The sequence below is a fragment of the Enterobacter sp. CPE_E1241 genome (genome assembly GCF_045618265.1).
GTDB lineage: Bacteria > Pseudomonadota > Gammaproteobacteria > Enterobacterales > Enterobacteriaceae > Enterobacter > Enterobacter adelaidei.
The window spans coordinates 1,276,738-1,291,907 of the sequence record NZ_JBIWYV010000001.1 but is presented as its reverse complement, the minus strand read 5'-3'; the positions used below and the strand labels follow the sequence as shown (position 1 = coordinate 1,291,907).

Sequence of the window (15,170 nt, the reverse complement as noted above, 5' to 3'; positions counted from 1 at the left end):
AAGACGCTTAGACGTCTAAACCATATCCATATTCCTGTCCGGGAGGGCAAAAGGAAAATGACAGACAACCTGCAACTCACACACCTGGTCGATGCCTGCCGCTGGATTGGCGCCAAAGGCTGGGCGCCTGCTACCGGCGGTAATATGTCGGTGCGTCAGGATGCGCAGCTTTGCTGGCTCAGTGAGTCCGGCAAAGATAAAGGCAGCCTCACCACAGACGATTTTTTGCAGGTGGAAATTGCCACCAATCGCGCACCGTCGGACCGTAAGCCGTCAGCAGAAACCGGCCTCCATACGCTGATTTACCGCCTGTTCCCGGAGGCCAACGCGGTGCTGCATGTCCACACCGTCAACGCCACGGTGTTATCCCGCCTGGTCAAAGAAGCCGAGCTGAAAATCAGCGGTTTCGAGATGCAAAAATCCCTTATCGGACAGACCTCGCATCTGGATACAGTCGCTATCCCGGTATTTGACAATGACCAGGATATTGACGCCCTCGCCTCACGAATCGCCCATTACGCTCAGGAACGCCCGCTTAATTATGGTTTTCTTCTGCGCGGCCATGGCTTAACCTGCTGGGGACGTGACGTGGCAGAAGCCCGCCGTCATCTGGAAGGGCTAGAATTCTTATTTGAATGCGAAATGCGTTTACGACAACTGGAGAGAGTATGATTCGCGCAATTGTGACGGATATTGAAGGCACCACCAGCGATATCCGTTTTGTCCACGATGTTTTGTTCCCCTACGCGCGTGAACGGCTGGCGGCCTTCGTGACTGCCCAGCAGTACGCCGAGCCGGTCAACTCCATTCTGGACAATCTGCGTGATGAAATCAGCAACCCGCATGCCAGTACCAGCGAGCTTATCGAGGCCCTGTTTGCCTTTATGGATGAAGATCGCAAATCCACTGCGCTGAAGGCCCTGCAGGGCATCATCTGGCACGACGGCTATGTGAACGGTGACTTTACCGGCCATCTCTACCCGGACGTGCTGCCTGCGCTGGAAAAATGGAAAGCGCAAGGCATTGATCTCTATGTTTATTCCTCTGGCTCCGTTGCTGCGCAGAAACTGTTATTTGGCTACAGCGACGAAGGTGATATTACTCATCTGTTCAGCGGTTATTTTGATACCCACATTGGTGCCAAGCGCGACGTGCAGTCTTATCAGAACATTGCGACGCAAACGGGTATTGCCCCGTCGCAGATCCTGTTCCTGTCGGATATTCATCAGGAACTGGACGCCGCTGAACAGGCAGGCTTTCGCACCCTGCAACTGATTCGTGGTGATGATGACGGCGCAAGCCATCACCATCAGGTACACCAGTTCGACGAGATTAATCCGGAGCAGATCCCTTCATGAGCGCATTAACCATTTATTCCGATAAAGACGCCAGTCAACACCAGTGGCACAGCACCAACGCAGACGAGATCGCCCAACAGCTCAACGCCAAAGGCGTGCGGTTTGAACGCTGGGCTGCGGATCGTGATTTAGGCCGCGACCCTGCACCTGAAGCCGTGATCGAGGCGTATCAGCATGCCATCGACAAGCTGGTGGCGGAGAAAGGCTATCAGAGCTGGGACGTGATCAGCCTGCGCGCCGACAACCCGCAGAAAGAGGCGCTGCGCGCGAAGTTCCTGAATGAACATACACACGGCGAAGATGAAGTGCGTTTCTTCGTGGAAGGCGCAGGGCTGTTCTGCCTGCACATTGGCGAGGAGGTGTATCAGGTGCTGTGCGAGAAAAACGACCTGATTTCCGTACCCGCTGGCACGCCCCACTGGTTTGATATGGGTTCAGAGCCGAACTTTACTGCGATCCGTATTTTCGATAACCCGGAGGGATGGATTGCGCAGTTTACTGGTGATGCCATTGCAGATGCGTATCCGAAACTCGCATGACGCAGCAGTTTACTCCCTCTCCCACGGGGAGAGGGCCGGGGTGAGGGCATCAGCGCGCACTATGTGTTGAGCCCCTTCACATACGCCACCAGTTGATCCAGCACAATCCCCCACCCTTCGTGGAAGCCCATCTGCTCGTGCTGTTCACGGATTTCCGCCGTGGGATGGCGGGCAATCGCGGTGTAACGGGTTTTGCCCTCTCCCGCATCTTCCAGCAGCAGGATTGCTGTCATAAAGGGTTTTTCTGCCGGTTTCCAGTCCTCGGTGTAGCCATCGGTGAAGACCAGTTTCCTGCCCGGGTCGATCTCCAGAAAGACACCCTTGTTGTCCATCCGTTGTCCATCTACCTCAAAAACGGTGTTAAACCGTCCGCCCACGCGCAGGTCGAGGTCGCATTCGGTCACTTTATGAGGGACAGGGATAAAGAAATTTTTGATGTGTTCCGGTGTGGTCCAGCAGAGCCACAGCAGGTCGCGTGGTGCATCCACCACGCGTTCCAGTTTTAGGTCTGTGTTGGGATCAAGCTTCACGATTCTGTCCTCTAAGGGGAAACCCTTAAAGGATAGCCAGGCTCAGGCAAATTTCCCCTTTGCCACGTCCTCTGGCATCACTACGCCGGTATCCAGCACCCATCCACTAATAAGCGATGCAGGCGTAACGTCAAACGCCGGGTTATAAACCCGTGCGTTTTCCGGTGCCCACTGCACCGCGCCAAAACTTCCCGCCACGCCCGTCACTTCGCTGGCGGCTCGCTGTTCTATTGGGATAGCTTCGCCGTTTGGGCAATCCGGGTCGAGCGTGGTTTGCGGAGCGGCCACGTAGAACGGAATGCCGTGGAATTTCGCCAGCACCGCCAGCGAGTAAGTGCCGATTTTGTTCGCCACGTCACCGTTAGCGGCAATGCGGTCTGCACCTACCCATACGGCGTCTACCAGACCTTTTGCCATCAGGCTCGCGGCCATGGAATCGGTAATCAGCTGATACGGTACCCCCAGCTCACCCAGCTCCCATGCGGTCAACCTTCCGCCTTGCAACAGCGGGCGAGTTTCATCCACCCAGACGTTGCTGATCTTACCTTCCTGATGAGCACGGGCAATCACCCCAAGCGCCGTACCAACGCCTGCCGTCGCCAGCCCGCCGGTGTTGCAGTGGGTCAGCAGGCGGCTGCCGGGTTTTACCAACGCACTACCGGCTTTCGCAATGGCCTCGCAAAGCTGTTTATCTTCGTCGATCAGACGCAGCGCTTCCGCCACCAGCGCCGAAACAAAATCTTCCTGCCATAGCGCCAGCTTCATGCGGTCGAGGTTGTTCATCAGGTTGACTGCAGTCGGGCGGGAGGCGCGCAGTGTCTCCAGTGCCAGTGCCAGTTCGTCTCGACTTTTGCCGTTTTCCGCCAGCAGCGCCAGCAGCAGGCTTGCAGAGAGACCAATCAGCGGCGCGCCGCGCACCCGCAGGGCGTGAATATGCCCCACCAGCAACTCTACCGTAGAGGCGTCCAGCCAGCGTTTCTCCTGCGGAAGCGCCTGCTGATCGAGAATAAATAGCTGATTTTCCGCCACCCGCAGGCTGGTCGTCTGTAATGTCTGCATGTCGTTAATTCTCTGTTGCGTTGATGTAGCACATTGTGTCAGGATGAAATCCAGAAGTGTAGACGTCTACATGTCTTTATTAGCAAACCCGTGAGGAGCAGCAATGTCGCAATACCGTACCTTTACCGCCCAGGACGCCGTGGAGTATGCAAAGCAGTTTGGCGGCCTTGACGATCCCTCCTCACTGGTCGAAGCGCAGGAAGTGGGCGACGGCAACCTCAATCTGGTGTTCAAAATTTTCGATACCCAGGGCGAGAGCCGCATCATCGTGAAACAGGCCCTGCCTTACGTCCGCTGTGTTGGCGAGTCCTGGCCGCTGACGCTGGATCGCGCCCGTCTTGAAGCGCAAACCCTCGTCGAGCATTACCAGCATAGCCCGCAGCACACCGTGAAAATCCACCACTTCGACCCGGCACTGGCGGTGATGGTGATGGAAGATCTCTCCAGCCATAACATCTGGCGCGGCGAGTTGATTAATAACCGCTACTACCCGCAGGCCGCGCGCCAACTGGGGGAATATCTCGCGCACACGCTGTTCCACACCAGCGATTTCTATCTGCACCCGCACGATAAAAAAGCACAGGTGGCGAAGTTCATTAACCCGGAGATGTGCGAAATCACTGAAGATCTGTTCTTCAACGATCCGTACCAGATCCACGAGCGCAACAACTACCCTGCCGAGCTGGAAAACGACGCTGCTGCTCTGCGTGAAGATGCTCAGCTAAAAATCGCGGTGGCCTCACTCAAGCACCGTTTCTTCTCCCACGCTGAAGCGCTGCTGCACGGCGATATTCACAGCGGCTCGATTTTCGTGGCAGACGGTAGCCTGAAGGCCATCGATGCCGAGTTCGGTTACTTCGGTCCGATTGGCTTTGATGTCGGCACCGCCATCGGCAACCTGCTGCTGAACTTCTGCGGCCTGCCTGGGCATCTGGGTATTCGCGATGCCGCTGCCGCCCGCGAGCAGCGTCTGACGGATATTCAGGAGCTGTGGTCGACCTTCGCTGAACGCTTCCAGGCGCTGGCAAACGAGAAAGCCCGCGACACCGCGCTCAGCACACCGGGCTACGCCTCCGCGTTCCTGAAAAAGGTCTGGCATGACGCCATCGGGTTCTGCGGCACCGAGCTGATTCGCCGCAGCGTCGGGCTTTCCCACGTGGCGGATATCGACACCATTCAGGACGACGCCATGCGCCACGAATGCCTGCGCCACGCCATTACGCTCGGCAGAGCGTTGATTGTGCTTGCCGAGCGCATCGACAATGCGGAAGAGCTGGTGGCAAGGGTGCGTCAGTACAGCTAAGTTACTCCCTCTCCCCGTGGGAGAGGGGCAAAACCTACCCCAGATACTCAATCACCGACAACCCGCCGTTGTAATCCGTGCTGTAGATAATTCCCTGCGCGTCCACAAACACATCGCAGGACTGGATCACCTGCGGGCGATTCGGCCGCGTATCCATCATCCTCTCCGGTGCCGCTGGCACCAGAGCCCCGGTTTCCACCGGACGGTACGGATTGGAAATATCATACGCGCGCACGCCCGCATTCTGGTACGTGGCAAAAATCAGCGTTGAACTGACAAAGCTCCCCGGTCGGTTTTCATGCAGATTATGCGGGCCGAAGTGCGCCCCTTTCGCCACGTAATCAATCTCATCCGGCTGCGGGAAGGTCGAAATACTCACTGGGTTCGCTGGCTCGCGAATATCAAACAACCAGATCAGCTTCTCACCATCTTCCTGGTTATCCAACACCGCTTCGTCGAGCACCACCAGCAGATCGCGGTCCGGCAACGGCAGCGCAGTGTGGGTGCCGCCACCAAACGGCGGGCTCCAGTTACGGTGGCTAATCAGCTTCGGCTGGGTTCGGTCTTTCACGTCCAGCAACGTCAGCCCGCCATCACGCCAGCTGCCGTAAGCCGTGTCCCCGGCGATAATCGCGTGGTGCAGCGCGTAGCGTTTACCTTCCGGCCACTCAGGCTGTTCGCCTTCGGCCTGGTTCATCCCCGGCAGCCACCAGCGCCCCGCCACCTCGGGCTTGCGTGGTTCGGCCAGATCGATGGTCAGGAAGATGTAATCGGTAAAACCGTCGATCAGCGCCGAGACGTAAGCCCAGCGCCCGCCGACGTACCAGATGCGATGAATACCGATACCGTTCAGTGACAGAAAACCGATTTCGCGCGGCGTGTCCGGCGTGGAGATATCAAATACCCGCAGCCCGGCGCTCCAGCCTTTATCCCGAACATCGCTGACGGTCTCCCCCACCTGACGGGTGTAGTAGACCTTCTCGTCGGCGAAACGGGCATCGGCAAACAGATCGCGGGCGTTAATCACCAGCAGCAGGTCGTCATGTGCCTGCAAATGAACGTTCCAGGTGCCCGGCGGCGCAGGCACGTAGCCTGCGGCTTTTGGATTTTTCGGGTCGCGCACATCCACAATCGAAAACCCTTGCGACACCATATGGCCAATATAGGCAAAACCACGATGCACCATCAGCTGCACGCCGTCCGGGCGACCGCCCTGGTCGCTATGGCCAATCAGCCGCATATTGCGGCTGTACTCTGGAGGCGGTAATTGGGTCACTTCTGGCTCCTTTTTGCCGGGTGGCGGCTGCGCCTTACCCGGCCTACAAATCCGTAGGCCCGGTAAGCGCAGCGCCACCGGGCAGGGGTTTATTTACTTTTCGCTTCCAGCGTCGCAAACCACGGCGCGATAAAGTCTTCGGTCTGGCCCCAGCCCGGAATAATTTTGCCCAGAGACGCCACGTTCACTGCACCCGGCTGGGCGGTCAACAGCGCCTGCGGGATCGCCGCTGCTTTGAAATCGTACGTCGCAGGCGTGGTTTCACCGGCAATCTTGTTCGCCACCAGACGCACGTTGGTGGCGCCAATCAGCTTTGGATCGACTGCCACGCTCACTTTCCACGGACTGCCCGGCTCACGCATCAGCTGGAGATCCTGGTTAGAAATGTCGATGCTGTAGAGTTTGATTTCGGTGCGGCCATTCTCTTTCAGGGCCTTATATGCGCCCTGGCTGAACGCATCCCAGGTTCCCCAGATGGCGTCGATTTTGCCTTTCGGGTATTTCGCCAGAATCGCACCCACTTTGTTGGCCGTGTCGCCCTGCACGTCAGAAGACACTGCGCCGATGGACTCCAGCTCTTTGATATCCGGGTACTGCTTTTGCAGTTCTTTATACGCGGCCTGACGGCGCTCCATCGGCGGGAAGCCGGCAACCCACAGCTTGACGATGTTGGCCTTGCCGTTGAAATCTTTCGCCAGCTGGCCGAAGGAGAGATTGGTCAGGGAGGCATCATCCTGCTGGGTGACGGTCACGCCCGGGATCTCGCCATTAACGGCGGTATCAAACACCGAAACCTTAATCCCGGCATCCACCGCTTTCTTCACCAGCGCAGTCGCGTACGGATCGCGGCCCTGAGAAAGAATAATCCCGTCATATTTCTGGCTGATGGCCTGGTTCACGAAGTCCTGGAATTTGGCGTCATCACCGTTACTTAAAAAGGTGCTGACCTTAAAGCCAAGCTTTTTCCCTTCCTGAATGGCACCGGCGACAAACTGGGTAGTGTTGTCGTCTGAGCCGAGGTTGCGGATCACGGCAATGCGGATCGGGCCTTCGTGGTTCGCAATGGCTGCCGGAACCGGCGTCGGCGTCGCCGCATAGCCAGGCAGTGCAGTCAATAAACCCAATGCCACCAAAGAGAGTGCGATTTTTTTCATTCTGTTATCCCGTTGTGTTGTTATAAATCGTTAGCGTTTTTGTATGTAGGTAATCGCCAGCGCCACGGCGAGCACCAGCCCTTTTATAATGTCCATGGCGTAATACGGTACCGACAGCATCACCAGGCCGTTCGACAGCACGCCGAGGATCACCGCCCCAACCAGCGTCCCGAGCGCGTTCGGTTTGCCGGAGCCTGCCAGCGAGAATCCAATCCACGCGGCCGCCACCGCATCCATCAGATAGCCGCCGCCCGCATTTACCTGCGACGAGCCAATGCGTGACGCCAGCAAAATGCCGCCGAGTCCAGCCAGCAAAGAGGCAATCACGTAGGCCGCCACCTTGTAGCGCGTGGTGCGAATACCAGAGAGACGCGCCGCTTCAGGGTTACCCCCAATGGCATACATGCGTCGACCGTGGGTGGTCAGCGAAAGGCCAAGCTGGGCCACAATGGTCACCACCAGCATAATGATCACGATGGTTGGCACCTGCCCCAGCAGGCTGAACGACGCCGGAATGGTTCCTTCCGCCATGTCGCCGCTCGGCAGCACCATATTTTCAGTGATCGACCCGCCATAGCTGTAGGTCATCGCTACCCCCTGAATCACAAACAGGCTGGCAAGCGTAGCCAGCATGTCCGGAATTCGCAGGATGACGATCAGAAAGGCATTGAACAGCCCCACCAGCGTACAGAGCGCAAGGGTGATCAGAATCGACTCGGTGGTGCCGAAGCCGTGCCAGACGAAAAGCGAAATCACCAGTGCGTTCGCCAGCGACGCAGTTGACCCAACGGAGAGATCAAACCCGCCGATGGTCAGCGAAATCGACACGCCAATGGCAATCACCGTCACGATGGCAATCGAGCGCAGAATGTTGATGATGTTGTTCGGATCGAGGAAGCTGTCCGACGCCAGGCCAAAGACGGCCACCAGCGCGACAACGGTCAACAGCATGCCCCACTTGTAGAGAAAATCGAAAATCTGCTGACGGCCAGACGCCGCCGCGTTAACTGAAAGGGCCTTGCTCACGACGCCGTTCCTCCGGTTGAATAATAAAGTAGTGTCTCTTCGCGGGCCTCGGCCCCGGTGATTTCTGCCACGATGCGTCCGTCCCACAGCACGCAGATGCGGTCACACAAGCCCACCAGCTCGGCAAATTCACCGGAGGCATAAATGACTCCTTTGCCCTCGCGGGCCAGGCCGTCAATGAGCTGGAACAGATCGGTTTTGGCTTTCACATCCACGCCTTTGGTCGGCTCGTCGAATATCAGCACGCTGGCGTCATTGCGCAGCCACTTGCCGATGGCGACCTTCTGCTGGTTCCCACCGGACAAGCGGCGCAACATCTGCCCCGGCCCGCGCGCTCGTACACCTACGCGGGCAATCACCTCTTCCGCCCAGCGCCACGCCTGGCGATGGCCAAACAGGCTCCAGCGCGAAAAAGAGTTATCCGCCGTCACCGACAGATTCATGCTTACCGGCTCATCAATAAAGATGCCCTCTTTGCGTCGTTCTTCCGGCACCAGCGCCAGACCGCGCAGTACCGAATCTGCCGGGTCTCGCGGCTGCCAGGATTCATGATTCAGCTCACCGCGCGCCACGCGGCTTTTGCTGGCGCCAAACAGCGCCTTGCAGAGTTCGGTCTTGCCTGCGCCCGCCAGCCCGGCAATGCCGAGAATTTCGCCTTTACGCAGGTGCAGGGAGATATCTTTCAACAGCGCTTCATCGTGCAACCCCTCAACCCGCAGCAGCGTTTCTTCACTGTGTGGAGGCCGCGCAGGCGGGTAGATATCGCTCAGCACGTGACCGAGCATTTTCTCGACGATCGCTTCGCCGCTGAGCTCCGCCATCGGACCTGACTCAATCAGCTTGCCGTCCCGCAGCACCGTTAAGGTGTCGCAGATAGCTTTCAGTTCATGAATGCGATGGGAGATAAACACCACGCCGATGCCCTGCTGCTGCAGGCGTTTCACCACCGTGAACAGACGCTCGCTTTCATGGGTATCCAGCGGGGCGGTTGGCTCGTCGAGGATCAAAAAACGGCAGTGGTGCGACAGCGCGCGCGCCAGCAAAATTTGCTGTTTTTCGGCAAGGGTGCAGCTGTCGATAGAGCGGCGCACATCCAGCACCACATCCAGCTGCGCCAGCGCCTGTTTTGCCTGCTGGCGGATATCCCGCCAGTTGTAGCGGTGTCCCGGCTGCGCAAGCTGGTCGAGCATGATGTTCTCGGCAATACTTAATCCCGGGATCAGCGCCACGTCCACTTCCTGCTGCACCAGGTGAATGCCCAGCCGTTTGGCGTCAAGCGGCTCGCGGATTGTCACCGGCTGGTTGTTTATGCAGATCTCGCCTTCATAATGATCGTGCGTCCCACACAACACCGCCATCAGCGTCGATTTTCCTGCACCATTAGCACCGGTCAGCGCGTGTACGGTTCCGCCGATCAGCGTGAAATCCACGCGCGACAGCGCCTGAAAGCCAGAAAAGGCCAGGCTGATACCGCGCATCTCAAGGCGACTGGAAACCATCCGCGTTAAATCCTTCATTAATATTTTGATTTATTGAATTTTTCACAGCTCCGGTTGACTGACAACGACGGAAAAGGCATAAGATAAAGCAAAATATTATTAGCCATCTGGATGTCCAGACATAACATCAGGTTAGCGCTTCCTAAAATTAAGGACAACACCATGAGCAATACCGATATCCGCGTCGTTCCAGGCCCGGCGAACTACTTCTCACACCCCGGCAGCCTTGCGCATCTGAATGATTTCTTTACCCCAGAGCAGCTTTCCCGCGCGGTGTGGATTTACGGCGAACGCGCCATTGAGGGAGCCCGTCCTTTCCTGCCAGAGAGTTTTAACGCCGCGGGCGCAAAACATCTGTTGTTTAAGGGCCACTGTAGCGAGCGGGATGTTACCCATCTGGTGAATGAATCAGGCGATGACCGCAGCGTAGTGATTGGCGTTGGCGGCGGGGCGTTGCTCGATACCGCCAAAGCCGTGGCGCGCCGTCTGGGCGTGCCAGTGGTTGCCATTCCAACCATCGCGGCCACCTGTGCCGCATGGACGCCGCTTTCCGTCTGGTATAACGATGCGGGTCAGGCACTGCAGTTCGAAATCTTCGATGACGCCAATTTCCTGGTGCTGGTGGAGCCGAAAATCATCCTGAATGCCCCGGCGGAATACCTGCTGGCGGGCATCGGCGATACGCTGGCGAAATGGTATGAAGCGGTCGTGCTGGCACCACAGCCTGAAAACCTGCCGCTGACCGTGCGTCTTGGGATCAACGGCGCACTGGCTATTCGTGACGTACTGCTGGAACGCAGCGAAGAGGCGCTGGCTGACCAGCAGCGCGGCGAAGAAACGCAGGCGTTCCGGGACGTAGTGGACGCGATTATCGCCGGTGGTGGGATGGTCGGCGGTCTGGGCGAACGCTATACCCGTGTAGCGGCTGCGCATGCCGTACATAACGGGTTAACCGTGTTACCGCAAACCGAAAAATATCTGCATGGCACCAAAGTGGCGTACGGCATTCTGGTGCAAAGTGCCCTTCTCGGTCAGGACGATGTGCTGGCGCAACTGGTGGCGGCGTACCAGCGCTTTAATTTACCGACGACACTGCGTGAGCTGGAAGTGGATATCCACAACCGTGAAGAGCTGGACAAGGTGATTGCTCATACCCTGCGTCCGGTGGAGTCGATTCACTATTTGCCGGTTACGCTCACGCCTGAAGTTCTGCGCACTGCGTTTGAGAAGGTGGAATCCTTCAGCCGTTAATCTCCCGAACCGTCTATACCTAATGATGATTCTCACCACTTTCGCAACGAGGTCATCATGCAGATCGATTTAACAGGTAAGAGGGCGCTGGTTACCGGCGCCAGCCGTGGATTGGGTCGTGCGATTGCGCTGTCACTGGCACGCGCCGGTGCCGATGTAGTTATTACGTATGAAAAATCCTATGATAAAGCCCATGCCGTCGCCAGTGAGATACAAGCGCTTGGGCGGCGCTGTGAGGCGGTTCAGGCCGACAGCGCCAGCGCCGAGGCCATTCAGGAGGCCGTGGCTCACGCGGCGCGTACCCTCGGAGGCCTGGATATCCTTGTGAACAACGCCGGGATTGCGCGCGGTGGCCCGCTGGAAGCCCTGACGATTGCGGATATTGACGCGATGATTAACGTCAATATTCGTGGCGTGGTGCTCACGACTCAGGAAGCGCTGGTGCATATGTCCGACGGCGGGCGCATTATCAATATCGGCAGTTGTCTCGCTAACCGGGTGGCGATGCCCGGTATCGCCGTTTACGCCATGACCAAATCCGCCCTCAACTCTTTCACCCGAGGACTGGCCCGCGATCTGGGACCACGAGGGATTACCGTTAATCTTGTCCATCCAGGCCCGACAAACAGCGATATGAACCCCGAGGACGGTGAACAGGCTGAAGCCCAGCGCCAGATGATTGCCATTGGTCATTACGGTCAACCTGAGGACATTGCCGCCGCCGTGACCTTCCTGGCGAGCCCGGCAGCCGGACAGATCTCCGGCACAGGGCTGGATGTTGACGGCGGTTTGAACGCCTGATCGCACACATGATGCAAGCCTCTGTCGTCCGGCAGAGGCCTTTTCGAGCAGCTTCGACGATTCGCGTTTTGCCGCTTTCTCCCGTTATTTCTCCGCTCTACAGTACCCCATAAGAAATTCGGAATTTATCTAATAGTCTTATTATTTCCTTATATTTTGTGTGGGAGTACAGTGGAGGTACGGATGAAAATTGTCTGGTCAAAGAGTGCAGAGAAGCAATTTTCTAAAATCGATACGCGATATCAGAACCGCATTAAATTCAGGCTGGAGAAGATGGATGATAAAACATTACCTGTCGCGGATATCAAAAAATTATCTTCTCCCGAAAACCACTACAGGTTGCGATTCGGTGATTACAGGGTCATTTACACCTTCGGGGATCCGCCGGGTGATATCTGCTACGTAGTCGCGGTAAAACGCCGGACAACCACCACCTACCTTCATGAGGAGCATACGGAATATGACTGTTCAGTTCATAAAGGATGAAGAAGGAAAAAAACAGTATGTTGTCATTCCTTATAGTGAATATTTTCGCATGCGCTTAGCCACACTTGAGTATGACGACGAGGATGAAAACGACTGGGAAGACATCCCCTATGAATCAGATATCTACGATAACGTAGGTTTACCGGGAGAAGTGTGCGACGTCATGCATAACGAGAACGTCAGCCTGCAGGCCGCGTGGCGTATCCTGCGCGGGTTATCCCAGCAAGAGGTGGCGGAAAAACTCGGCATCACCCAGTCCGCCGTGTCACAGCTGGAAGCCCTGGACTCCCGTCCGCAAAAACGCACTCGCGAAAAACTCGCGGCAATTTATGGCTGCAAGCAGGAGCAAATCAGCCTCTATTTACCGAAAGAGGGTTAACAGCACTTCGCGCCGCCCTTGCCGCCGTAGCGGGCATCCTGGCGATCGCGGAAAAATTCTTCGTAGGTCATCGGCGTCTGGTCGGGATGGGTGACGCGCATATGCTCGACGTAGTTGTCGTAGTCCGGCACGCCAATCATCATTTTGGCGGCTTGTCCCAGGTACTTACCTGCTTTGGAAAGGGTGTCGAACATAATTCAGATCTCACAGGAAAAGTAGGCCGGGTAAGGCGAAACCGCCACCCGGCACACAGGTTAATGCGCCCCTTTCGCCTGGGTAACAATCTCTTCCAGGTTTTCAGGCATTGGCTCATACGGCGTCTCTTTCGCCGTCGGCTTGTCTTCTTTCAGCGCTGCCAGCGCGGTTTTGAGAGAATACAACGCCAGCACCACGACCACCACCATAAAGAAGATGGTCAACCCGGCATCCAGACGGTTGTTAAACACCAGTTGCGACAGCTGAGACTCCGTATACTGCGCCGGGATCTTACCGCTGTCGATCATCGCCTGGAACTTGTTGGCAATGGCCAGGAAGCCCACTTTGTTATCCGGGCTGAAGGCTTTCTGCCAGCCCGCCGTCAGGGTACAAATCAGCAGCCACGCCGTTGGCAGCAACGCCACCCACGCGTAACGCTGGCGCTTCATCTTGAACAGTACCACCGCGCAGAGCATCAGCGCCATGCCTGCCAGCATCTGGTTGGCGATACCGAACAGCGGCCACAGGGTGTTAATCCCGCCCAGCGGATCCACCACGCCCTGATGCAGGAAATAGCCCCACGCCAGCACGCACAGCGCCGTTGCCAGCAGGTTGGCCGGTAACGAATCAGTCCGTTTCAGGTTCGGGGAGATAACGCCCAGCAGGTCCTGCAACATAAAGCGTGCTGCACGGGTACCGGCATCTACTGCGGTAAGAATAAACAGCGCTTCAAACAGAATGGCGAAATGATACCAGAACGACACGTCCATCAACCCGCCCAGTGCGCCGTGCAGAATGTAGGCCATACCCACTGCCAGCGTTGGTGCACCGCCCGCACGCGAAATAATCGACTGTTCGCCGACTTCATTAGCAATACTGGTCAGTGTATCCGGCGTAATGGCAAAGCCCCAGCCGCTCACCACCTGAGCCGCAGAGGCGACCACGTCAACGGTTCCGGCTGGTGCCAGTACCGCCATTGGGCTGTTCATCGCAAAGTACACGCCTGGATCGATAATACAGGCAGACACCAGCGCCATGATCGCCACGAAGGATTCCATCAGCATCCCGCCGTACCCAATCAGGCAGGCCTGATTTTCATTGGCAAGCATTTTCGGCGTGGTCCCGGAGGCAATCAGGGCGTGGAAGCCAGACACCGCACCACAGGCGATGGTAATAAACAGAAACGGGAACAGATTGCCGGTCCAGACCGGACCAGTACCGTCAATAAATTTGGTCAGCGCAGGCATGGTCAGCGTCGGGCGCATAATCAGAATGCCGATAGCCAGCCCAACGATGGTGCCAATTTTCAGGAATGTAGAGAGGTAATCACGTGGGGCCAGCAGCAGCCACACCGGCAGCACCGCCGCCACAAAGCCGTAACCCACCAGCATCCAGGTGAGCTGTACGCCGGTAAAATCAAAGAACGGTGCCCAGGTTGGGCTTTCCGCCACCCAGCCGCCGGAAATAATTGCGAACACCAGCAGCACCAGACCAATCACCGACACTTCACCAATACGTCCCGGACGCAGGTAACGAATGTAGATCCCCATGAAAATGGCCAGTGGAATGGTGAAGGCGACGGTGTACGTCCCCCACGGGCTGTGGGTTAACGCTTTCACCACGATCATCGCCAGCACCGCCAGAATGATCACCATGATCATAAAGGTCGCCACCAGCGCAATCACCCCAGCGGTTGCACCCATCTCCTCTTTCACCAGTTCACCCAGTGAACGCCCGTCGCGACGGGTGGAAACAAACAGCACCATAAAGTCCTGCACCGCCCCTGCCAGCACCACGCCAGCGAGGATCCAGATCATCCCCGGCAGATAGCCCATCTGTGCCGCCAGCACCGGTCCCACCAGCGGGCCCGCCCCGGCAATCGCCGCAAAATGGTGTCCGAACAGCACTTTTTTGTCGGTCGGCACATAGTCCAGCCCGTCGTTATGGCGGACGGCAGGCGTCATGCGCGTAGCGTCAACGCCTAAGACGTTCTTAGCGATATAGCGGCCATAAAAACGATACGCGATCAGATAAATGCAGACGGAGGCGACGACTATCCAGAGCGCATTGATCTGTTCCCCCCGATTGAGGGCGATATAGCCCAGGGCAAAAGCTCCCACAACGGAGAGCCCTGCCCATATAAGGTATTTCCCTGAGTTGTTCATAGTTGTTGTCCGTTGTTGTGAAACAGTGAGATGTTACATTTTGTTTCTAGAACAACGGCAAAAATTTAACAACTTTGAAACGCAATTATGTGTGGTCAAACCAGACATTTACATCACAGTGTTAAGCCGATCACTATCAGTTGAATGGC

The 15,170-nt window shown here is 56.9% G+C and carries 16 protein-coding genes; 8 read left to right on the top strand and 8 right to left on the bottom strand.

Going from position 1 to position 15,170, the window contains the following annotated elements; all coding sequences use genetic code 11:
• Positions 1-57: 57 nt before the first annotated feature.
• Genes ACJ9Y9_RS06195 through ACJ9Y9_RS06185 form a run of 3 tightly spaced genes read left to right on the top strand, consistent with a single transcriptional unit; the run spans position 58 to position 1,897 of the window.
• Positions 58-672, top strand: coding sequence for a methylthioribulose 1-phosphate dehydratase (locus ACJ9Y9_RS06195; protein WP_028021395.1), 615 nt, complete (start codon positions 58-60; stop codon positions 670-672).
• Positions 669-1,358 carry an acireductone synthase gene (gene mtnC / locus ACJ9Y9_RS06190; protein ID WP_028019495.1) on the top strand — a complete coding sequence of 230 codons (690 nt, stop codon included), beginning with the start codon at positions 669-671 and terminating at the stop codon, positions 1,356-1,358. The genes ACJ9Y9_RS06195 and mtnC overlap by 4 nt, the downstream gene beginning before the upstream one ends.
• Positions 1,355-1,897 carry an acireductone dioxygenase gene (locus ACJ9Y9_RS06185; protein WP_028019496.1) on the top strand — a complete coding sequence of 181 codons (543 nt, stop codon included), beginning with the start codon at positions 1,355-1,357 and terminating at the stop codon, positions 1,895-1,897. Before mtnC ends, ACJ9Y9_RS06185 begins: the two co-directional genes overlap by 4 nt.
• Positions 1,898-1,956: 59 nt before the next feature.
• Here ACJ9Y9_RS06185 and ACJ9Y9_RS06180 read toward each other — a convergent pair whose 3' ends face one another.
• Both ACJ9Y9_RS06180 and mtnA read right to left on the bottom strand, forming a co-directional pair.
• Positions 1,957-2,427, bottom strand: coding sequence for an SRPBCC family protein (locus ACJ9Y9_RS06180; protein ID WP_028019497.1), 471 nt, complete (start codon positions 2,425-2,427; stop codon positions 1,957-1,959).
• Positions 2,428-2,469: 42 nt separating this feature from the next.
• Complete coding sequence (gene mtnA / locus ACJ9Y9_RS06175) at positions 2,470-3,486, bottom strand: S-methyl-5-thioribose-1-phosphate isomerase (RefSeq protein WP_028019498.1); 1,017 nt, start codon at positions 3,484-3,486, stop codon at positions 2,470-2,472.
• A gap of 103 nt (positions 3,487-3,589) precedes the next feature.
• Here mtnA and mtnK point away from each other — a divergent pair, with 103 nt between their 5' ends.
• On the top strand, positions 3,590-4,789 hold the full coding sequence (gene mtnK / locus ACJ9Y9_RS06170) for an S-methyl-5-thioribose kinase (RefSeq protein ID WP_028019499.1): 1,200 nt from the start codon (positions 3,590-3,592) through the stop codon (positions 4,787-4,789).
• A gap of 34 nt (positions 4,790-4,823) precedes the next feature.
• On the opposite strand, the gene ACJ9Y9_RS06165 is transcribed toward mtnK, so the two are convergent.
• The 4 genes from ACJ9Y9_RS06165 to ACJ9Y9_RS06150 form a co-directional block, all read right to left on the bottom strand.
• Entirely contained in the window at positions 4,824-6,065 is a 1,242-nt protein-coding gene (locus ACJ9Y9_RS06165) for an LVIVD repeat-containing protein (RefSeq protein WP_028019500.1), read from the bottom strand.
• Between the two features lie 89 nt (positions 6,066-6,154).
• Entirely contained in the window at positions 6,155-7,219 is a 1,065-nt protein-coding gene (locus ACJ9Y9_RS06160; RefSeq protein ID WP_028019501.1) for a sugar ABC transporter substrate-binding protein, read from the bottom strand.
• A gap of 30 nt (positions 7,220-7,249) precedes the next feature.
• A complete protein-coding gene (locus ACJ9Y9_RS06155; protein ID WP_028019502.1) occupies positions 7,250-8,245 on the bottom strand; it encodes an ABC transporter permease in 996 nt (331 codons plus the stop codon).
• Positions 8,242-9,744: a sugar ABC transporter ATP-binding protein gene (locus ACJ9Y9_RS06150; protein WP_028019503.1), complete on the bottom strand. Its 1,503-nt coding sequence runs from the start codon at positions 9,742-9,744 to the stop codon at positions 8,242-8,244. The genes ACJ9Y9_RS06155 and ACJ9Y9_RS06150 overlap by 4 nt, the downstream gene beginning before the upstream one ends.
• Positions 9,745-9,906: 162 nt before the next feature.
• On the opposite strand from ACJ9Y9_RS06150, the gene ACJ9Y9_RS06145 reads away from it, so the two are divergent.
• The 4 genes from ACJ9Y9_RS06145 to ACJ9Y9_RS06130 all read left to right on the top strand — a co-directional run bounded on the left by ACJ9Y9_RS06145 (position 9,907) and on the right by ACJ9Y9_RS06130 (position 12,661).
• Positions 9,907-10,995: an oxidoreductase gene (locus tag ACJ9Y9_RS06145; RefSeq protein WP_028019504.1), complete on the top strand. Its 1,089-nt coding sequence runs from the start codon at positions 9,907-9,909 to the stop codon at positions 10,993-10,995.
• Between the two features lie 57 nt (positions 10,996-11,052).
• Positions 11,053-11,796 (top strand): SDR family NAD(P)-dependent oxidoreductase, encoded by a 744-nt coding sequence (locus tag ACJ9Y9_RS06140; RefSeq protein WP_028019505.1) that lies wholly within the window; start codon positions 11,053-11,055, stop codon positions 11,794-11,796.
• A 183-nt stretch (positions 11,797-11,979) separates the two neighbouring features.
• A complete protein-coding gene (locus ACJ9Y9_RS06135) occupies positions 11,980-12,282 on the top strand; it encodes a type II toxin-antitoxin system RelE/ParE family toxin (protein ID WP_028019506.1) in 303 nt (100 codons plus the stop codon).
• The gene (locus ACJ9Y9_RS06130) at positions 12,257-12,661 is read left to right on the top strand and encodes a helix-turn-helix transcriptional regulator (RefSeq protein WP_028019507.1); all 405 of its coding nucleotides are present in this window, start codon (positions 12,257-12,259) and stop codon (positions 12,659-12,661) included. The genes ACJ9Y9_RS06135 and ACJ9Y9_RS06130 overlap by 26 nt, the downstream gene beginning before the upstream one ends.
• Here ACJ9Y9_RS06130 and ACJ9Y9_RS06125 read toward each other — a convergent pair.
• Both ACJ9Y9_RS06125 and cstA read right to left on the bottom strand, forming a co-directional pair.
• A complete protein-coding gene (locus tag ACJ9Y9_RS06125) occupies positions 12,658-12,855 on the bottom strand; it encodes a YbdD/YjiX family protein (RefSeq protein WP_006177086.1) in 198 nt (65 codons plus the stop codon). The genes ACJ9Y9_RS06130 and ACJ9Y9_RS06125 overlap by 4 nt on opposite strands.
• A 60-nt stretch (positions 12,856-12,915) precedes the next feature.
• Complete coding sequence (cstA, locus tag ACJ9Y9_RS06120; protein ID WP_028019508.1) at positions 12,916-15,021, bottom strand: pyruvate/proton symporter CstA; 2,106 nt, start codon at positions 15,019-15,021, stop codon at positions 12,916-12,918.
• Positions 15,022-15,170: the final 149 nt, after the last annotated feature.

What these genes read in the sequence shown, in the direction of transcription:
- ACJ9Y9_RS06195 (WP_028021395.1), top strand. Translation starts at nt 58, where the DNA reads ATGACAGACAACCTGCAACTCACACACCTGGTCGATGCCTGCCGCTGG.
- mtnC (WP_028019495.1), top strand. Translation starts at nt 669, where the DNA reads ATGATTCGCGCAATTGTGACGGATATTGAAGGCACCACCAGCGATATC.
- ACJ9Y9_RS06185 (WP_028019496.1), top strand. Translation starts at nt 1,355, where the DNA reads ATGAGCGCATTAACCATTTATTCCGATAAAGACGCCAGTCAACACCAG.
- mtnA (WP_028019498.1), bottom strand. Translation starts at nt 3,486, where the DNA reads ATGCAGACATTACAGACGACCAGCCTGCGGGTGGCGGAAAATCAGCTA.
- mtnK (WP_028019499.1), top strand. Translation starts at nt 3,590, where the DNA reads ATGTCGCAATACCGTACCTTTACCGCCCAGGACGCCGTGGAGTATGCA.
- ACJ9Y9_RS06160 (WP_028019501.1), bottom strand. Translation starts at nt 7,219, where the DNA reads ATGAAAAAAATCGCACTCTCTTTGGTGGCATTGGGTTTATTGACTGCA.
- ACJ9Y9_RS06150 (WP_028019503.1), bottom strand. Translation starts at nt 9,744, where the DNA reads ATGGTTTCCAGTCGCCTTGAGATGCGCGGTATCAGCCTGGCCTTTTCT.
- ACJ9Y9_RS06145 (WP_028019504.1), top strand. Translation starts at nt 9,907, where the DNA reads ATGAGCAATACCGATATCCGCGTCGTTCCAGGCCCGGCGAACTACTTC.
- ACJ9Y9_RS06140 (WP_028019505.1), top strand. Translation starts at nt 11,053, where the DNA reads ATGCAGATCGATTTAACAGGTAAGAGGGCGCTGGTTACCGGCGCCAGC.
- ACJ9Y9_RS06135 (WP_028019506.1), top strand. Translation starts at nt 11,980, where the DNA reads ATGAAAATTGTCTGGTCAAAGAGTGCAGAGAAGCAATTTTCTAAAATC.
- ACJ9Y9_RS06130 (WP_028019507.1), top strand. Translation starts at nt 12,257, where the DNA reads ATGACTGTTCAGTTCATAAAGGATGAAGAAGGAAAAAAACAGTATGTT.
- ACJ9Y9_RS06125 (WP_006177086.1), bottom strand. Translation starts at nt 12,855, where the DNA reads ATGTTCGACACCCTTTCCAAAGCAGGTAAGTACCTGGGACAAGCCGCC.
- cstA (WP_028019508.1), bottom strand. Translation starts at nt 15,021, where the DNA reads ATGAACAACTCAGGGAAATACCTTATATGGGCAGGGCTCTCCGTTGTG.